The 17357-nt window shown below is 69.8% G+C and carries 18 protein-coding genes; 6 read left to right on the top strand and 12 right to left on the bottom strand.

The features are described from left to right. Positions 1-397: 397 nt before the first annotated feature. From ACFWV3_RS41975 to ACFWV3_RS41985, 3 genes are all read right to left on the bottom strand, one after another. Positions 398-1525, bottom strand: a complete 1128-nt coding sequence (locus ACFWV3_RS41975; RefSeq protein ID WP_382419541.1) for a sensor histidine kinase — start codon at positions 1523-1525, stop codon at positions 398-400. Between the two features lies 1 nt (position 1526). After that, entirely contained in the window at positions 1527-2210 is a 684-nt protein-coding gene (locus ACFWV3_RS41980) for a response regulator transcription factor (RefSeq protein ID WP_330854039.1), read from the bottom strand. Positions 2211-2274: 64 nt separating this feature from the next. Then, the gene (locus tag ACFWV3_RS41985) at positions 2275-2724 is read right to left on the bottom strand and encodes a MarR family winged helix-turn-helix transcriptional regulator (RefSeq protein WP_382419542.1); all 450 of its coding nucleotides are present in this window, start codon (positions 2722-2724) and stop codon (positions 2275-2277) included. Positions 2725-2805: 81 nt separating this feature from the next. Here ACFWV3_RS41985 and ACFWV3_RS41990 point away from each other — a divergent pair, with 81 nt between their 5' ends. Continuing rightward, positions 2806-3207 (top strand): nuclear transport factor 2 family protein, encoded by a 402-nt coding sequence (locus tag ACFWV3_RS41990; RefSeq protein WP_382419543.1) that lies wholly within the window; start codon positions 2806-2808, stop codon positions 3205-3207. On the opposite strand, the gene ACFWV3_RS41995 is transcribed toward ACFWV3_RS41990, so the two are convergent. The 4 genes from ACFWV3_RS41995 to ACFWV3_RS42010 all read right to left on the bottom strand — a co-directional run bounded on the left by ACFWV3_RS41995 (position 3208) and on the right by ACFWV3_RS42010 (position 9232). After that, entirely contained in the window at positions 3208-3849 is a 642-nt protein-coding gene (locus ACFWV3_RS41995) for a slipin family protein (protein ID WP_382419544.1), read from the bottom strand. It abuts the gene before it with no gap. A 228-nt stretch (positions 3850-4077) separates the two neighbouring features. Continuing rightward, the gene (gene dxs, locus ACFWV3_RS42000) at positions 4078-5982 is read right to left on the bottom strand and encodes a 1-deoxy-D-xylulose-5-phosphate synthase (RefSeq protein WP_382419545.1); all 1905 of its coding nucleotides are present in this window, start codon (positions 5980-5982) and stop codon (positions 4078-4080) included. 62 nt (positions 5983-6044) lie between these two features. Next, a complete protein-coding gene (locus tag ACFWV3_RS42005; RefSeq protein ID WP_382419546.1) occupies positions 6045-7250 on the bottom strand; it encodes a class I SAM-dependent RNA methyltransferase in 1206 nt (401 codons plus the stop codon). Next, a complete protein-coding gene (locus ACFWV3_RS42010; protein WP_382419547.1) occupies positions 7247-9232 on the bottom strand; it encodes an APC family permease in 1986 nt (661 codons plus the stop codon). Before ACFWV3_RS42010 ends, ACFWV3_RS42005 begins: the two co-directional genes overlap by 4 nt. Before the next feature lie 82 nt (positions 9233-9314). Here ACFWV3_RS42010 and ACFWV3_RS42015 point away from each other — a divergent pair, with 82 nt between their 5' ends. The 3 genes from ACFWV3_RS42015 to ACFWV3_RS42025 are packed head-to-tail and all read left to right on the top strand — an operon-like array spanning position 9315 to position 13103. After that, positions 9315-9977 (top strand): potassium channel family protein, encoded by a 663-nt coding sequence (locus ACFWV3_RS42015; protein ID WP_382419548.1) that lies wholly within the window; start codon positions 9315-9317, stop codon positions 9975-9977. After that, complete coding sequence (locus ACFWV3_RS42020; protein ID WP_382419549.1) at positions 9977-10633, top strand: potassium channel family protein; 657 nt, start codon at positions 9977-9979, stop codon at positions 10631-10633. Before ACFWV3_RS42015 ends, ACFWV3_RS42020 begins: the two co-directional genes overlap by 1 nt. 55 nt (positions 10634-10688) lie before the next feature. Next, positions 10689-13103 (top strand): LuxR C-terminal-related transcriptional regulator, encoded by a 2415-nt coding sequence (locus ACFWV3_RS42025; RefSeq protein ID WP_382419550.1) that lies wholly within the window; start codon positions 10689-10691, stop codon positions 13101-13103. A 69-nt stretch (positions 13104-13172) separates the two neighbouring features. Here the strand turns inward: ACFWV3_RS42025 and ACFWV3_RS42030 are convergent, their stop codons facing one another. Continuing rightward, complete coding sequence (locus ACFWV3_RS42030; protein ID WP_382419551.1) at positions 13173-13958, bottom strand: DUF3159 domain-containing protein; 786 nt, start codon at positions 13956-13958, stop codon at positions 13173-13175. Beyond that, on the bottom strand, positions 13955-14320 hold the full coding sequence (locus ACFWV3_RS42035) for an OB-fold nucleic acid binding domain-containing protein (protein WP_090056807.1): 366 nt from the start codon (positions 14318-14320) through the stop codon (positions 13955-13957). Before ACFWV3_RS42035 ends, ACFWV3_RS42030 begins: the two co-directional genes overlap by 4 nt. A gap of 84 nt (positions 14321-14404) precedes the next feature. On the opposite strand from ACFWV3_RS42035, the gene ACFWV3_RS42040 reads away from it, so the two are divergent. Next, positions 14405-15064, top strand: coding sequence for an alpha/beta fold hydrolase (locus ACFWV3_RS42040; RefSeq protein WP_382419552.1), 660 nt, complete (start codon positions 14405-14407; stop codon positions 15062-15064). On the opposite strand, the gene ACFWV3_RS42045 is transcribed toward ACFWV3_RS42040, so the two are convergent. Next, on the bottom strand, positions 15061-15675 hold the full coding sequence (locus tag ACFWV3_RS42045) for a DUF3710 domain-containing protein (protein WP_382419553.1): 615 nt from the start codon (positions 15673-15675) through the stop codon (positions 15061-15063). The genes ACFWV3_RS42040 and ACFWV3_RS42045 overlap by 4 nt on opposite strands. A gap of 3 nt (positions 15676-15678) precedes the next feature. Further along, positions 15679-16152 carry a dUTP diphosphatase gene (gene dut / locus ACFWV3_RS42050; protein WP_382419554.1) on the bottom strand — a complete coding sequence of 158 codons (474 nt, stop codon included), beginning with the start codon at positions 16150-16152 and terminating at the stop codon, positions 15679-15681. A gap of 24 nt (positions 16153-16176) precedes the next feature. On the opposite strand from dut, the gene ACFWV3_RS42055 reads away from it, so the two are divergent. Further along, complete coding sequence (locus tag ACFWV3_RS42055) at positions 16177-16668, top strand: DUF3093 domain-containing protein (protein ID WP_382419555.1); 492 nt, start codon at positions 16177-16179, stop codon at positions 16666-16668. Between the two features lie 63 nt (positions 16669-16731). Here the strand turns inward: ACFWV3_RS42055 and ACFWV3_RS42060 are convergent, their stop codons facing one another. Continuing rightward, positions 16732-17031 carry a DUF4193 domain-containing protein gene (locus tag ACFWV3_RS42060; RefSeq protein WP_086667480.1) on the bottom strand — a complete coding sequence of 100 codons (300 nt, stop codon included), beginning with the start codon at positions 17029-17031 and terminating at the stop codon, positions 16732-16734. Positions 17032-17357 lie beyond the last annotated feature (326 nt).

Raw genomic sequence — 17357 nt, forward strand, 5'->3', positions numbered from 1 at the left:
CTCCAATAAGGATTGTGTTTGATCGGCCAGACGGAATCTGTCTGGCAATCTGGTAAAACTACTCAAAGGAATACTCCTGACGAGGAGTATTCATACTACTGGCTGTGTTTCGGCACGCTGTTGAGTTCTCAAAGAACACGCGCTCACCGCAGCTCATCTCCGAGGAGAGTCACTTCCGGGGCTGTGTCAGGCTTAGAAGTCTTTCGCCGCGCTCCGTTCCGGTGTTTTCCGGCCCGTTCCGCGCTGGCAGAGAGAAATTTACACGGCGGCCCACTGAGATCCAAATCGGGGGTCACCTGACATGTAAGCGCAGGTCAGACGCCATACGGATGGCTCAAACCCGCCAAGATCGACGCATAGTGTGACCGGGGCCACGCCAAAGATCTTGTATCCGGGGTCAGCGAGGGGCCACCGGCAGGTGCACGGTGACCGACAAACCACCGGTCGGCACGGCCACTGCCTGCGCAAACCCGCCGTGCGCGGCCACCGCGGCACGCACGATCGACAAGCCCAGACCCGTGCCGGACTGCGAGGTGCGGTCCTTGACCCCGCGGCGGAACGGCTCGAACAGCTCCTCGACGCGGTCCGGCGGGATCAGCTGACCGGACGACGACACCCGCAGCACCGACCACTGCGAGCCGGTCTCCACCGCGGTCTCGATCCACCCGCCGACGTGGTTGTGGCGCACGGCGTTCTCGAGCAGGTTGCCCGCGATGCGCTCCAGCAGGGCCGGATCTCCGATGGCGAGCGCCGGCACGCACCGGAACACCGTGCGCAGGTTGCGCGCCTCGGCTTCCGCGCGCACGGCCTTCCACGCGGACTCGACAACCGTGGACAGGTCGACCGGCTCACGCACCGCGAGACCCACACCGTCCGTGCGCGCGAGCAGCAGCAGTGCCGACACCAACTGCTCGGCACGCTCCCCCGCCGTGCGAACGACACCGGCCATGCGCCTCAACTCTTCGACGTCGGCGTCAGGATCGGAGAGAGTCACGTCCAGCTCTGTGCGCACGACCGAGAGAGGGGTGCGCAGTTCGTGCGACGCGTTCGCCACGAACCGGCGTTGCGAGTCGAACGCGGCTTCCAGACGGTCGAGCATCGCGTCGAAGGTGTCCGCGAGCTCCGCGACCTCGTCCCGCGGTCCTTCCAGGCGCAACCTCGACCCGAGCGACTCCGCGGACAACTGACGCGCGGCACCCGTGACATCGTGCAGCGGTTTCAACACACGGCCGGTGAACGTCCACGCCAGTACGGCCGCAGCCACCACCATGCACGCGAACGCGATGAGACCTGCGCGTAGCAAGTCCTGGCGTGCGGCCACGGTCAACGTGTCGGTCAGCGTCTTCACGGTGACGGTCACGCCGTCCACCGTGACCTGGGTGTCCGAGGGGAACGACGGCGAGGAGTCGAACACCCTCCCGACCAGCGTCCACCCGAGGAGCAGCAGAACAGCGCTCACCACCGCGACCAGCGCGGTGGTGAGCAGGGTGATCCGGAGACGCAGTCCTGGCCCGCGCCGGCGCATGTCAGTCCTCAGCAGATCCGTTCGAAGCACTCGGCACCCGGTAACCGGAGCCCACGACGGTGTCGATGATGCCCGGTTCCCCGAGCTTCTTGCGCAACGTCATGACCGTGACGCGCACGGTCGTGGTGAACGGGTCGGCGTTCTCGTCCCACACGCGCTCGAGCAGCTCCTCGCTGCTGACGACCGATCCCTTGGCCGCGAGCAGCACCTCGAGGACGCCGAACTCCTTGCGCGTCAGCTCGATCGGCTGCCCGCCGCGCGACACGGTGCGCCGCGCCGGGTCCAGCTCGACGTCCTGGGCGGACAGCACGGGCGGGGTCGCGGGGGTCGCGCGCCGGGCCAGCGCCCGCACGCGCGCGACCAGCTCGGGGAACGCGAACGGCTTCGCGAGGTAGTCGTCGGCGCCGAGCGACAGGCCGGACACGCGGTCCTCGATGGACCCGCTGGCCGTCAGCATCATGACCCTGGTGAGTGCGCCGGAGCTGAGGATCTCCTTGCACAGCTCGTCGCCGGACATGCCTGGAAGGTCGCGGTCGAGCACGACCACGTCGTACCGCGTGACGGTCGACTTCTCGTGCCCGGTCTCGCCGTCGTAGGCGACGTCCACGGCCATGCCCTCACGCCTCAGGCCGCGAGCGATCGCGTCGGCCAGAGGTGCCTCGTCCTCGACAACCAGAATCCGCACGCCACCAAGGTGCCACATCGACCTGAGATGACGCTTAACGGCACCTTCACGCGGCCTGTCGGTCCTACGCGCGCTGGTGGTGGGTGAGCAGCACGCCCAACAGGCGGGTGAGGGTCCGCCGGTCCTGCTCGTCCAGCGGTCCGAGCAGGTGGTCCTGGGCCTGGTCGAGCGCCCGGTCGAGGCGGCGCAGCTGCGTCCTGCCCTGCTCGGTGAGCGTCACGGTGTTGCGCCGGCGGTCGCGCGGGTCCTGCGCCCGGTCGACGAAGCCCTCCCGCTCCAGCTCCGACACCGCCGCCACGACGTCGCTGCGGTCCATGTTGCAGCGGCGGCCGATCTCGGCCTGGCTCATCAGGCCGAACTCGTCCAACGCCGCCAGCACCCGGTAGTGGTACCCGCGCGCCCCCGCCTCGGCGAACCCCTCGGACGCCAGCCGGTGCGCGTGCACCGCGAGCTGGGTCAGCAGCCAGCTCGGCTTGCCCGCCAGGCGTTCCGGGGTCTCTTCCACGTGAGCCATCCTAATTCGTTGGCGCAACCAACAACGCTGTGTATGGTTGGTGGCGCCAACGTTGGCGCCACCAACCATTAGGAGCTCGTCATGACGGCGACCGACCGCCTCGAGATCAACGTCCTGTTCAGCAAGCTCGCGCGCCTGCTCGACGAGAAGCGCTGGGACGACGCGCACACCGTCTTCGACCGCGACATCTCGATCTCGTCGCCCCGCAACGGCGAGATCGACGGCCTGGACGAGTTCGTCACGGCGATGCGCAGCGCCGACGACCCGCAGGTGCGCACCCAGCACCTGACCGCGGGGCTGCTGGTCGAGCTCGACGGCGACAAGGCCGCCGCGTCCGCGAACTCGGTGACCTACTTCTTCCGCGACGGCGAGGCGCCCTTCCGCACCGCCGGGCTGAAGCTCGACTGCGTCGCGGTCAGGACGCCCGCCGGCTGGCGGCTGCGCGAGTCGCGGACCACCCTGCTCTGGCTGCGCGAGGACTGATCAGGACCTGCGGGCGGGCCGGTCCACGACGACGGTCGAGGCGGCCTGCAGTGCGCGCAGCTCCAGCAACGCCGGGTGCTCCTCCGCCAGCCGTGCCGCGTTGAGCAACGACCGCAGCGCGGCCGTCTCACCGCGCGCCCGCTCCAGCGCCGCACGTCCCTCGGACGCCGCCACCAGCTCGGCCAGGGCCGCGCGGCGCAGCTCACCGGGCATGACGACGTCGCGAACGGCGACCTCGGACACCGTGATGCCGAGCTCGGCGGCACGAACCGCTACACCGGCCAGCACCTCGGCGGCGATCGCGTCACGCTCGGGGTCGACGGCGGAGTGCGCGCGCGTCAGCACCGCACCGCGCAACGCCAGCTGCACGGCCGTGTAGAGCTCAGCCTCAGGACCAGCCGACGCCACCACGAACGTCGTCGGCGAGGACACGGCCCAACGCACGACCACGGTCACACGGACCAGCACGCCGTCGGACGTGGGCACGTCCTGCGCGGCGGGAGTCAACGTGCGCGGACGGATGTCGACGCGGTGCAGCGCGACATGACGCGGGAACTTGTGCCGGCCGGGCTCCACCTCGCCCACCAGCACTCCGCGGTCGAACCGGACTCCCCGTTCCCACGGGAACAACGTGTGCTTCATCGTCTCCACCTCCGTCCAGGCAGACCACGACCCCGGCCGGCGGGGCTCGGAGCGGGAGTCCGGAAAGGACTCGCAGAGCTCCTCGCCCCCGTGTGCGACCGGGGTCGTGGCGTTCAGGAATCGAACCTGGTGCCTTTACAGCGCCAACGCGCCTGCCCGGACAGCGGAACCCTGGCGAGGAAGTCCTGCCGGGCCACCTGAGCGGGCGCGAGGGGGAGGTTAACCGAACTACTTCTCCGCCGGCGCGTCGATTTCCACGGGCAGGCACTCCAGCCGGGCGGCCCACTCCGTCACCCGGCGGGCCACGTCCTGCGCGGTGATGCCGCACAACGCCAGCACCTCGCCGCGCGAACCGTGGTCGTGGAACTGCTGCGGCAACGCGATGTCGCGCAACGGCACGTCGATCTCCGCGTCACGGAGCGCGGCCGCCAGCGACGAGCCGAAGCCGCCGTGCCGTCCACCGTCCTCGACGGTCACGACGAGCTTGTGCGACGCGGCCATCTCCACGAGGTCCGTGGACATCGGGTAGATCCACCGCGGGTCGACGACCGTCACGCCGATGCCCTGGTCCTCCAGCCGTTGCGCGGCTTCGAGACCGAGCTCGCCCAGCGCGCCGACCGTCACCAGCAGCACGTCGTTGCCCGACCGGCGGAGCACGTCGACGGTTCCCACGCGTTCCAACGCCGGCAGGTCGCCGCCGACGGACGCCTTGGGGTAGCGGATCACCGACGGCGCGTCGGAGATCGCCACCGCCTCGCGCAGCTCTTCGGCCAACGTGCCGGCGTCACGCGGCGCCGCCACGTGGACACCGGGGACGACACCGAGGATCGACATGTCCCACATGCCGTGGTGCGACGCGCCGTCCGGGCCGGTGACGCCCGCGCGGTCGAGCACGACCGTGACGCCCTGCTTGTGCAGCGCCACGTCCATCAGCAGCTGGTCGAACGCCCGGTTCAGGAACGTCGCGTAGACGGCCACGACCGGGTGCAGGCCGCCGATCGCGAGCCCGGCGGCGGAGGTGAGCGCGTGCTGCTCGGCGATGCCGACGTCGAAGAAGCGCTCCGGGAACGCCTTGGCGAACGCGTCCAGGCCGGTCGGGCCCTGCATCGCCGCGGTGATCGCCACGACGTCGGAGCGTTCGCGGCCGATCTCCACCAGCGAGTCGGAGAACACGTGCGTCCAGGTGCGGCTGGACGGCTTGAGGTCCTCGCCGGTGATCGGGTCGATGACGCCGGTGGCGTGCATCTGGTCGGCCTCGTGGTTCTCGGCCGGCGCGAAGCCCATGCCCTTGCGGGTCACGGCGTGCACGATCACCGGGCCGCCGAACGACTTCGCGCGCTGCAGAGCGGACTCGAGCGCCGCCATGTCGTGGCCGTCGACCGGGCCGATGTACTTGAGGCCGAGGTCCTCGAACATCGCCTGCGGAGCCAGCGCGTCCTTGATGCCGCGCTTGGCTGCGTGCAGGGCGGCGTAGAGCGGCTTGCCGAAGATCGGCGTCTGCTGCAGCGCGCTCTTGCCCTTCTCCAGCAGCTGCTCGTAGCCGGGGCGCAGGCGCAGCGACGACAGGTGGTCCGCGAGACCACCGATCGTCGGCGAGTACGAGCGGCCGTTGTCGTTGACCACGATCACGACCGGGCGGTTCTTGTCCGCCGCGATGTTGTTCAACGCCTCCCAGCACATGCCGCCGGTCAGCGCTCCGTCGCCGACGACCGCGACCACGTGCCCGTGGGCGCCGTTGATCTGCTTCGCCTTCGCCAGTCCGTCGGCGTAGGACAGCGCCGTCGAGGCGTGCGAGCTCTCCTGCACGTCGTGCTCGGACTCCGACCGCGACGGGTAGCCCGACATGCCGCCCTGCTGGCGCAGCCGGTCGAAGCCGTCACGTCGGCCCGTGACGATCTTGTGCACGTACGACTGGTGACCGGTGTCGAAGACGATCGGGTCCTGCGGCGAGTCGAACACGCGGTGCAGCGCCACGGTCAGCTCGACGACACCCAGGTTCGGGCCCAGGTGCCCGCCCGTCTTGGACACCTTGTCGACCAGGAAACGCCGGATCTCCCCGCACAGCTGCGACAGCTGCGCCTCGTCCATCCGTTTCAGATCAGCTGGTCCGTGCACGGACTCCAGCAGGGTCACCACGCCCACCTCACTCCTGAAGACTTCGGCTCAGTCTACGGAGACTCGACTGAGACGCATGGTCACGGCGTCTCAGGTACGAGCAGCGCGACGCACTCCACGTGATGGGTCATCGGGAAGGCGTCGAAGGCGCGCAGGTTCTTCAGCCGGTACCCCTGAGCAGTGAATTCCGCCAGGTCACGAGCCAGCGCCGCGGGGTCGCAGGCGACGTAGACGACCCGCTGGGGGCGGCGCCGTGCGACTTCAGCCACAACGACCTTGCCCGCCCCCTTGCGAGGGGGGTCGAGCACGACGACGTGCGGGTCCTCCACGGGCAGGCGGCGGGTGACGGCGCGCTCCACCTTGTCCGCCACGAACTCGACCTGGGGCATGCGGCGGAGGTTGCGCCTGCCGTCTTCCACGGCACCCGGAAACGACTCGACGACCAGCACGGACCCGGTCTCGCCGACCTGCCGGCCGAGCACGGACGCGAAGAGCCCCGCGCCGCCGTAGAGGTCCCACGCGCGCTGCCCCTGCCTGGCCGCGGCCCACTCCCCCACGACGGTCGCGAACGTGTCCGCGGCCGCCGGGTGGACCTGCCAGAACCCGTCGGCGGAAACTCGCCACTTTCGTTGGGCGGCGGTCTCGACGGCCGTACCGGTCCCGGCGCGTCGCACGGTGTGTCGGCCGCGCACCTCACCCAGATGACGGTTGCCGTCACCGTCCTGGACGATCGTGAGCTCCTGCGCCCGCCACTTCCTGTCGGCCACGGACTCGACCATGCCGGGCCGGGAGATCACGCAGTGGTCGACCGGGATCACATCGTGGGAACGGGTGCCGCGGAAACCGGGCCTCCCGTCGCGGTCGACGGCCATCCGGATCCGCGTCCGCCACTCCAGCGGGCCGCCCGGCAGCGCCTCCACGACGACGTCGCGGTCGATCTTGGCCAGGCGCGTCAGCTGCTCGCGGACGACCTGCGCCTTGAGCTCGCGCTGCGCGTCCCACGACACGTGCTGGAAGTCGCAGCCACCGCACATCCCCGGTCCGCTGAACGGGCACGGCGGCGCCACGCGGTCCGGTGACGGCGTGAGGACCTCCACGGCGTCCGCACGGCAGAACGACCCGCCGTTGTCCTCGTACACCGACACCACGACGCGCTCGCCGGGCAACGCGTGACGCACGAACAGAACGCGCCCCTCGTGCCGTGCGACGAAGTGACCGCCGTGGGCGACTGGCCCTACCTCGACCTCGAACTCACGTCCGGTCCAGTCTTCCTTGGTCGTGCTCATCGGTCGTCAAGTCCCCTTCGGACAGCGCCGGGCGCGATGACGTCCTTGTCCTTGACCTTCACCGACGACTCGAGCTGCCACGGCACACTGGTCACCATCACACCCGGCTGGAACAGCAGCCTTCCCTTGAGCCGCAACGCGCTCTGGTTGTGCAGCAGCTGCTCCCACCAGTGGCCGACGACGTACTCGGGGATGAACACCGTAACAACGTCGCGCGGGTTGTCCGACTTGACGCGCTTCACGTAGTCGAGAACGGGCCGGGTGATCTCGCGGTAGGGCGACTCGATCACCTTCAGCGGGATCTTGAAGTTCTCCTTCTCCCACTCCGCGACGAGCTTGCGGGTGTCGCCGTCGTCGACGTTGACCGTGACGGCCTCCAGCACGTCCGGGCGCACGGCCTTCGCGTAGGACAGCGCCCGCAGCGTCGGCATGTGCAGTTTGGACACCAGCACCATCGCGTGGTTGCGCGCGGGCATCGTGCGCACCTTCTCCTGCTTGCGCAGCTCCTCGGCGACGGTGTCGTAGTGCTTGCGGATGGCGGTCATCAACGCGTAGATAGCGGCCATCGCGGCGATGGCGATCCACGCGCCCTTGGTGAACTTGGTGATCAGCACGATGATCAGCACGGTCGCCGTCAGCGCGAGACCGAACGTGTTGATGGCCTGCGAGCGGCGCATCCGGGTGCGCACCGCGGCGTCGGTCTCGGTCTTGAGCAACCGCTGCCAGTGCTTGATCATGCCGAGCTGGCTCAGCGTGAACGACACGAACACGCCCACGATGTAGAGCTGGATCAGCCGGGTGACCTCGGCGTCGAACGCGATCACCAGCACGACCGCGAACCCGGCGAGGAACAGGATGCCGTTGGAGAACGCCAGCCGGTCGCCGCGGGTGTGCAGCTGGCGCGGCAGGTAGCGGTCCTGGGCGAGGATCGAGCCGAGCACCGGGAAGCCGTTGAACGCGGTGTTCGCGGCGAGCACCAGGATGAGCGCGGTCACGCCGGCGATGAAGTAGAAGCCGGGTGGGAAGCTGTCGAAGACGGCGTGGGCGATCTGCGCGACCATCGTCTTCTGCTCGTAGCCCGCCGGGGCGTTGCTGATCTGCTCCTGGGGGAACTCGGCCATCCGCACGTCGGTCAGCTGGGCGAGGACGATCAGGCCCATCAGCATGACCACCGAGATGCCGCCCATCAGCAGCAGCGTGGTCGCGGCGTTGCGGGACTTGGGCTTGCGGAACGCGGGCACGCCGTTGCTGATCGCCTCGACGCCGGTGAGCGCGGCGCAGCCGGACGAGAACGCCCGGAGCACGAGGAAGACGAACGCGAGTCCCATCAGGTGGTCGGACTCGGCGTGGATCTCGAGGCCGGAGCTCTCGGCCCGCATCTCGTCGCCCAGCACGAACCCGCGGAACAGCCCGTACCCGATCAGGCAGAAGACGCCGATCATGAACGCGTAGACGGGCACGGCGAACGCGCTGCCGGACTCGCGGATCCCGCGGAGGTTGACCGCAGTCAGCAGCACGATGGCGGTGACCGCGAACTCCGCCTTGTGCGTGGCGACGAACGGGATCGCCGAGCCGATGTTCGCCATCGCCGCCGAGATCGACACCGCGACCGTGAGGATGTAGTCGACGAGCAGGGCGCTCGCCACCGTGAGCCCCGCCCGGCGCCCCAGGTTCACCGTGGCGACCTCGTAGTCACCGCCACCGGACGGGTAGGCGTGCACGTTCTGGCGGTAGCTGGCGACCACGGTGAGCATGACCACGACGACGGCGACGCCCACCCACGGCGCCATCGCGTAGGCGCTCAGACCCGCGACCGACAACATCAGGAAGATCTCCTCCGGCGCGTACGCGACCGACGACATGGCGTCGGAGGCGAAGACCGGCAAGGCGATGCGTTTGGGCAGCAGGGTGTGAGCGAGGCGATCGCTGCGGAACGGCCGTCCGACCAGGAGGCGTTTGGCAGCGGTGGCGAGCTTGGACACGGCCAGAGCGTAAGGGGTCCACTCACCGGGACGGGCTAATGCTCGGTAGGTTCTGCGCAGAGTTCGCCTGAGGAGGCATGTCGTGCACGTGGTGATCATGGGGTGTGGCCGGGTGGGAGCCTCCCTGGCCAGGGCCTTGGAGCGGCTCGACCACCAGGTCGCCGTGATCGACAAGGATTCGCAGTCGTTCCGCAGGCTGGGCAGCGACTTCCACGGCCAGCAGGTCGTGGGCAACGGTTTCGACCGCAATGTCCTGATCGAGGCGGGAGTCGAGCGCGCGGGCGCGTTCGCCGCGGTCTCCAGCGGCGACAACTCGAACATCATCTCGGCGCGGGTCGCCCGCGAGACGTTCGGTGTCGAACACGTCGTCGCCCGCATCTACGACCACAAGCGCGCCGCCGTGTACGAGCGGCTGGGCATCCCGACGGTGGCGACCGTGCCGTGGTCGACCGACCGGTTCCTGCGGATGCTGCTGCCCGAGGGCGCGGCGACCGCGTGGCGCGACCCGTCCGGGACCGTGGCCGTGTTGCCGATCGAGGTCGCCGAGTCGTGGGTCGGGCGGCCGATCCGCGAGCTCGAGGAGGCGATCGGCGCGCGCGTGGCGTTCGTGATGCGCTTCGGCACGGGCGTGCTGCCGCAGCCCTCGACGGTCGTGCAGGCCGACGACACCATCTACGTGGCGGCGCTGTCCGGCACGATCACCGACGTCGCGGCCGCGGCGCAGCAGGCACCGGAGGAGAGCTGATGCGGGTCGCGATCGCTGGCGCGGGAGCGGTGGGGCGGTCCATCGCGCAGGAGCTCGTGTCCGACGGGCACCAGGTGATGCTGATCGAGCGGGACCGGGCGCACTTCGACCCGAACTCCGTCGAGCAGGCCGAGTGGGTGCAGGCCGACGCGTGCGAGTTGTCCTCTTTGGAGGACGCGGGCATGCAGCTGTGCGACGTGGTGATCGCCGCGACCGGTGACGACAAGGTCAACCTCGTGGTGTCCCTCCTGGCCAAGACCGAGTTCGCGGTCCGCCGTGTCGTCGCGCGCGTGAACGACCCCACGAACGAATGGCTGTTCACCGAGTCGTGGGGTGTCGACGTCGCCGTGTCGACGCCGCGGTTGCTCGCCGCGATGGTCGAGGAGTCCGTGACGATCGGTGACGTCGTGCGCCTGCTGACGTTGCGGCAGGGCCAGGCGAACCTCGTGGAGATCACGCTCGACGAGTCGACGCCGTTCGCCGGCCGGGCCGTGTCGGAGCTGACGCTGCCCCGCGACGCCGCACTGGTGACGATCCTGCGCGGCGGGCGGGTCATCGTGCCACAGCCGGACGACACGCTGGAGGCGGAGGACGAGCTGCTGTTCGTCACGACGGCGGCCGTCGAGCAGGACATCAAGACGGCGCTGGGGTACTAGCTCTCTGCGGCCAGGTGGCCCGTATCTGCGGAACGGGTGCGGGCACCTACCAAGCGTGAGCGATCAGTTGCCCCTGGTCGGGCGCGAGGGTGAGCTGCGGGCCGCGTTGCGCGCGTTGACCGCGGACGGCGCGGTGTTGTTGTCCGGTCCCGCCGGTGTCGGCAAGACGCGGCTGGCGGTGGAAGTGCTTGGTGCCGTGCCGCATGCGGTGGTGCGGTGTCACGCCACGGTTGCCACGTCACGGATTCCGTTCGGTGCGATCGCTTCTCTCGTGCCGTCGTTGTCCGTGCGCGCTGCCGCCGACCATCTCTCTCGCGGCGGGCGGCGGGTGTTGTTCGTCGATGACGCGCATCTGCTCGATGACGCGTCTTTGTTGGTACTGCGGCACATCCTGCGCCACCGGCTGATGCGCGTCATCTGCACGGCGCGGTCCGGGTGGGGGCTGGAGGGCTTGCCCGTCGTCCTCGTCGATCCGCTCGACCGGGAGAGCGCGGACGCGGTGCTGGCGATCGCGCTCGGCGGGGTCGTGGACGTCGGGACCCAGGACCTGGTGTGGTCCCGCGCTCGGGGAAACCTCTTGCACATCAGGGAGATCGCCGCGTTCGGGGTGTGCTCGGGGGCGCTGGCCGAGGTCGTGGGCGGGTGGGCTTGGCGCGGGCCGTCGCCCGGCAGGCTCGCCGAGCTCGTGGACCTCGCGCTCGGACGGCTCACGGAACCGCAGCGGCGGGCGTTGGAGTTGTTGGCGTACGGCGAACCGCTTGAGCCGTCGGCGTTGCCCGTTCCCGCGGAGTTGGTGCGTATGGGGCTCGTGCGCGTTAGTGACGACGGACGCGCGTGTGTCGCCCATCCGATCTATAGCGCGCGTTTGCGTGCGATGTGTCCGTCTTCGAGAGCGAACGCGCATCGGAAGACTCTTGCCGACCGGCTCGAAGGATGCGGCGACGCTCTTCGTGTTGCCGCATGGCGGTTGGACAGCGGCACGTCCGGGTCCGCGGACGTGTTCGTGTCGGCTGCCGAGCGGGCGTTGTCGTTGCAGGACTGGGAACTCGCCGAACGCCTGTCGCGTGCGGCGATCGACCTGGGGGCCGCGTCGCGCGTCGGGCTCGTGCTCGGTCTGGTGCTCCTGCACCAACGGCGGTGTGCCCAGGCAGACGAGGCGTTCGCGTTGGCGGGCGGGGTCGACGCGGTCTGCATGCGCGCGTTCACCCTGTTCTTCGGTCTGGGTGACGAGGCAGGGGCAATCGCGGTGCTCGATTCGCTCACCTCGCTGTCGCCCGAGTCGGAGCGCAGGGTGCTGTTCTTCGCGCTGACGTTCGCGCTGGAGTCCGCACCGCCCGGTGTCGCGCGGCTCGGCGGGGCGTTGCTGGTCGCGGAGGGCGGTTGGGCTGCGGGAGAGTCGGTGCTCGCGTTCGCCGACCAGCTCACCGGCCGCTACGCCGACGCCATCGGCAGGATCGACGCCACGGCAGGGCAGTTCCCGGGCATCGCTCACGCCGACGTGCACGGCGAGTGCCTCCTGCGCTCCGGCGACCTCGCGGGTGCTCAGCAGCGCGCCGCGCAGGCGTTGGCCGAGGCGGACCGCCGCCCGGTGACGCAAGTGCTGCCGCGCGTGTTGCTCAGCCAGTGCGCACGGTTGCGGGGCAAGGCGGCGACGGCCGTGCGTGCTGCGGCGGAAGGCATTCCCGAGCCCGGCGTCACGCTGATGTCGTGGGACGTGCTGCTGCTCGCGGAGTTCGCGGCCGGCACCGCTCTACTGGGTCAGTCCGACCGCGCCGAACGAGCGTTGGCGCGCGCTCAAGCCGCACTGCATCCCTCGTGGCGTGTCACGCACCTGGCCGTAGGAGCCGCACGCACGTGGGTGCTGGCAGCCGCGGGACGCGTAAACGAGGCAATGCAGACCGCTCTGGACAACGCGGACGCCGCGCGCACGCATGGCGCCTCCTCCTACGAGATCGCATCGCTGTATGACGCCGCACGGTTCGGCGCGGACACCTCGCCCCGTCTGCTGGCACTGGCGAAGTCACGCAAGGACCCCCTCACGACCGCGTACGCCTCGCACGCTCAGGCGCGCGCGTTGCGTGACCCAGCGGGTTTGGAGGAGGTGGCGACCGCCTTCATGACGTGCGGCGCCATGCTTTATGCCGCCGAGGCGCTCGCGGAGGCGGGCAGGCTGTCGCGGTTGCACGACAATCCACGCGACGCCGACCGGCTGGACCACCAAGCGTCGGCGCTGACGGAGACGTTCGACGGCGCCACCACACCGGGCCTGGCGATGACGAGCACGCTCACGGCACTGACCCGGCGGCAGCTGGAGATCGCCCGGCTGGCCGTGACAGGACTGACGAACGACGAGATCGCCGCACACCTGACCATCGCCAAGCGCACCGTGGACAACCACCTGCAGACGACCTACGCGGCAGTCGGCGTGACGGGGCGGGACGGCCTGCGCGCACTATTCGGCCAGGGCTGAACCGCAGGGACATGACACGGCCGACGTCCCCAGCGGAGACGTCGGCCGGCGAAACCGTGCGGACCGGGATCAGTCGCGCGACCTGTCGCGCGCCTTCTGCTTGGCGTCGTCGTCCACGGCGCGCTGGAGCTCGTCCATGTCCGGCGTGAGCAGGTCGTCGGCGGTGCGGTCGAGCACGTCCTGCACCTCGGCCTCCGCGGCTGCCTGGGCCTTCGCCGCTTCCTCCGCCTCCTCGGCCGCCTTCAGGCGCTTGTCGGCCCTGCGGACCGCCCAGACCGTGGCGAGCAGCGCGATGGCCATCAGCGGGTAGCCCATGCCGAGGCGGGCGACCGCGAGCCAGCCGACCTGGTCCTCGTCGTAGAGCCAGCGCTGCACCACGAAGCGGGCGAAGAAGACCAGTGCCCACACGAAGGTCGCAATGTCGTAGTCGCGGACGGTGGCCTTGTCGTCGCGCCAGGAGCGGTCCCTGCCGTTGAGGAACGTCCAGATCACGCCCGCGAGCGGCCAGCGCACGATGATCGACAGCAGGAACGCGCTGCCGTAGACGACGCTCTGCCAGATGCCGAAGAGGAAGAAGCCCTTGGCCTCGCCCGTCTTGTAGGCGATGAACGCCGCGATGCCGACGCCGAACACGGCGGAGATCGCGGGCTGGATCGTTCCCTTGCGCACGGCCAGGATCGCGCCGATGACGACGGCGGCCGCGAGGGAGCTGATGATCGCCGCCATGAGGTTCTTGGTGGCGAAGTTGACGATCACGAAGACGAGGACGGGCAGCGACGAGTAGAGCATTCCGCTCACGCCGCCCATCTGCTCGAGGACGGTGGGCTGCTTTTCTTCGGTCTCAGCTGAGGTCATGAAGCGTTCTGCAACTCGTAATAGGGGTTGTAGAGCACCTTGCGCCCGTCGCGCACGGCGATGCGGCCCCGGGCCTTGATCGTGCGACCAGGCTCGATACCCGCGATGCGACGGCGGCCGAGCCAGACGAGGGTGACGCCCTCGGTGCCGTCGTAGAGCTCCGCTTCCAGGGTGGCGGCCGCGTCACGGGGACAGAGCTCCACGCTGCGGAGCCGGCCGAGGACGGTGACCTCCTCGCCGGACCGGCAGTCGCACGCCTTCACCGCGCCGACGGCCTCCGCTTTTCGCGACAGGTCGTCCGCGTCGAGCTCGGCCACGTCGCTGGTCAAGCGACGCACCAAGCGGTGCCAATAGCCGCCCATCCCCGACTCCTGCGGTGCTCTGGTGGCCCAGTGGTGTGGACCGTCTGACAGTGAGGGTACGCAGGACGCCGGACAATCTCGGGTGTGCCTGCCGAGACCGTCGTCCTGCTGCCCGGAACCGCCTCCGACGAGGTGTTTGTCCGAACCGTGTTCGCCGAGCCGTTGTCGCAGGTAGGCGCGGTTCTCGTCGCTCCGCGGGTCCGCACCCTGTGTGAACGGTTGACGGCCCTCGACAACGCCTGGGCAGGCCACCCGATCGTGGTGGGAGGCGTCTCACTCGGGGCACACGTCGCCGCGCTCTGGGCGGCCGGGAACCCCGGCAAATGCGCAGGTCTGGTGCTCGCGCTGCCCGCGTGGACCGGTCCCGCGAACGGTGCGCCCGCCGCCCTCGCGGCGAAGGCCAGCGCACGGGTCGTCGCGGACCACGGCGTGGAGACCGCGCTCGCCGGCACCACCGGCTGGCTGCGCGACGAGCTGACGAGGGCGTGGCACGGCTACGGCGAGGAGCTGGTGCCGCACTTCGAGGAGGCGTCCGAGTCGGCCGCGCCCACGCTCGACGAGCTGAGGTCGTTGGACGTGCCGGCCGGGATCGTCGGGTGCACCGACGACCCGGTGCACCCGATCGGCATCGCGCGGCAGTGGGCGGACGCCCTCCCCCGCGCCGTGCTCACGACGACGACGCTGGACGCCTACCCGCGCGCTCTGGGCGGCGCGGTGCAGGCGTGGCAACGAGCGAAGAGCTAGCCCTGCTGCTGGATGTGCCGGGCGATCGCCTCCGGCAGCTCGACCGGCAGCGGGGTGCGGGGCGGCATCGGCTGCTCGCCGCGCACGACGACGGTGCCGCGCAGCATCTCGCGCAACGCCTCGGAGTTCTGCGCGAAGTGCTCCTCGGGACCGGCGGCGACCCCGCGCAGCATCCAGCGCGGTCCGTCGACGCCGACGAAGAGGATCTGCACGCCCTGGTTGCGAGCGGTGATCTCCTCGCCCCACTCGCCGTTCTCCCGGTTGATGCGCGCGCCGTCCTCCTTCAGGCCCTGGATCAGCTCGGCACCGACCTCCTTCCAGAGGCCGCCGGACTTCGGCGCGGCGAACGCGCTGATCGTCAGCTGACCCACGGACGTGAGGACGTGCACCGCGCGCACGGAACCGTTCTGCTGGTCCATCTCGACCTGCAGCTGGGCCTCGTCCGGCATCGGCAGCTGCACCGATCCCAGGTCGAGCCGCTGCACGTCGTCACGGGGCGCCACGGTCGAGTCCCACGGGCCCTCGACGTCGTCGAAGTCCTCGTCGTACTCCGGTCCCGTCTCGACAGCACCCGAGGAGTGACGACCGCGCTTGCGGCGCCTTCCGAACATGCCCTACCCCTCTGCATTCGTACGGGCGAGCACGTCGTGCCCGCCGGTCGAGCCATAGCCTCCCGCACCGCGCTCCGTTTCTGGCAGCTCGGTGACCTCCCGGAACACCGCGTGCTCGACGCGTTGCACGACGAGCTGGGCGATCCGGTCGCCGCGCACCAGCGCGATCGGCTCACGGAGATCATGGTTCACGAGGCAAACGCGGATCTCACCGCGGTAGCCGGAGTCGATCGTGCCGGGCGTGTTGACCACGCTCAGCCCGACCCGCGCGGCCAGCCCCGAGCGCGGGTGCACGAACCCCGCGAACCCCTCGGGCAGCGCGATCGCGACACCGGTGCCGACCACGGCCCGCTCGCCTGGTGGAATGACCACGTCCGACGTGGTGACCAGATCGGCGCCCGCGTCGCCGTGACGGGCGTAGGCGGGCACGGGAACCCCCGGATCGAGCCGGGTCAGCAACACCTCGACGCTGGACACGGCGGCCGAGATTACCCTGACGACGTGAGTGAGACTGCCGTGACCGCCACTACGACCTACCGCGAGCGCCTGTACGTGACGTGGTGGTTCTGGCCGCTTCCGCTGCTCGCGGCCGCGTTGCTGGCCGCCGAGATCCACATGGGCTTCCCCGGGGTGCGGTCGTGGCTGCCGTACGTGGTCCTGCTGCCGTTGACGGCCCTGCTGATCGTGCGGCTCGGATCGACGAAGGTCGAGGTGGCCGGCGGCGAGCTGCGGGCGGGCGAGGCGCACATCCCGCTGGAGCTGCTCGGCGACGCCGAGCTCGTGGCCCCGGAGGCGAAGCGCAGGACGATGGGTCCCGAGCTCGACCCGGCGGCGTTCGTCGTGCACCGCGGCTGGGTCAAGCCGCTCGTGCGGGTGCGGGTCGACGACCCGGAGGACCCGACCCCCTACTGGGTGATCAGCACCCGGCACCCCGACGAGCTCCTCGCCGCGATCAGGGGCACCGCGGTCGGGGGCACCACGGCCGAGGGCTGAGAGAAAACACAACTGGGCGCCACCCGTGAGGGTGAGCGCCCAGCAGTTTCTCGGTCCGGCCGGTCAGGCGCAGTCGCGGCAGATGTACACGCCGCCGTTGTCCTCGGCGAGCCTGCTGCGGTGGTGCACCAGGAAGCACTTCGAGCACGTGAACTCGTCGGCCTGCTTGGGCAGCACCTTGAAGGTGAGCTCCTCGCCGGACAGATCGGCGCCGGGCAGCTCGAAGTTCTCCGCGCTAGCGTCCTCGTCGACGTCGACGACGCCGGACTGCGTCTCGTTCCGCCGGGCCTTCAACTCCTCGAGGGAGTCCTCAGCGAGTTCGTCCGCCTCGCTGCGACGCGGCGCGTCGTAGTCGGTCGCCATCTTCTTCACCCCTGCGGTCTACGGAGACTGTTCGTGTCGCTGGTTAACGCTCCAGCGCCCTCTTTTGTGCCCCACGTCAAGGTGACGTAGGTCTCTCGCACTCCGAGCCAAGCCAACCCCCTCGACGTGACCGTCGGCTTGATCGACATGTGTGCGGAGCGCGCAGAGGGTAGCTCATTGTCCGAGTGCCCCGGCATCGGGTTACCCCTTACCGACCGGACGGGTGACACAACCTTTCTACGCTGGACCGATACCCTGTGCGGGAGCACGTTCGCCCCGGCGTGCAACGCGGCGCCGGGCCGGTACCGTCCTGACTGTGAGCAATC

The sequence above is a fragment of the Lentzea sp. NPDC059081 genome, from assembly GCF_042738015.1.
GTDB lineage: Bacteria > Actinomycetota > Actinomycetes > Mycobacteriales > Pseudonocardiaceae > Lentzea.

Coding starts and splice junctions, on each gene's coding strand:
- ACFWV3_RS41975 (WP_382419541.1), bottom strand. CDS start 1,525: ATGCGCCGGCGCGGGCCAGGACTGCGTCTCCGGATCACCCTGCTCACC.
- ACFWV3_RS41985 (WP_382419542.1), bottom strand. CDS start 2,724: ATGGCTCACGTGGAAGAGACCCCGGAACGCCTGGCGGGCAAGCCGAGC.
- ACFWV3_RS41990 (WP_382419543.1), top strand. CDS start 2,806: ATGACGGCGACCGACCGCCTCGAGATCAACGTCCTGTTCAGCAAGCTC.
- ACFWV3_RS41995 (WP_382419544.1), bottom strand. CDS start 3,849: ATGAAGCACACGTTGTTCCCGTGGGAACGGGGAGTCCGGTTCGACCGC.
- ACFWV3_RS42005 (WP_382419546.1), bottom strand. CDS start 7,250: ATGAGCACGACCAAGGAAGACTGGACCGGACGTGAGTTCGAGGTCGAG.
- ACFWV3_RS42020 (WP_382419549.1), top strand. CDS start 9,977: ATGCGGGTCGCGATCGCTGGCGCGGGAGCGGTGGGGCGGTCCATCGCG.
- ACFWV3_RS42030 (WP_382419551.1), bottom strand. CDS start 13,958: ATGACCTCAGCTGAGACCGAAGAAAAGCAGCCCACCGTCCTCGAGCAG.
- ACFWV3_RS42035 (WP_090056807.1), bottom strand. CDS start 14,320: ATGGGCGGCTATTGGCACCGCTTGGTGCGTCGCTTGACCAGCGACGTG.
- ACFWV3_RS42045 (WP_382419553.1), bottom strand. CDS start 15,675: ATGTTCGGAAGGCGCCGCAAGCGCGGTCGTCACTCCTCGGGTGCTGTC.
- ACFWV3_RS42060 (WP_086667480.1), bottom strand. CDS start 17,031: ATGGCGACCGACTACGACGCGCCGCGTCGCAGCGAGGCGGACGAACTC.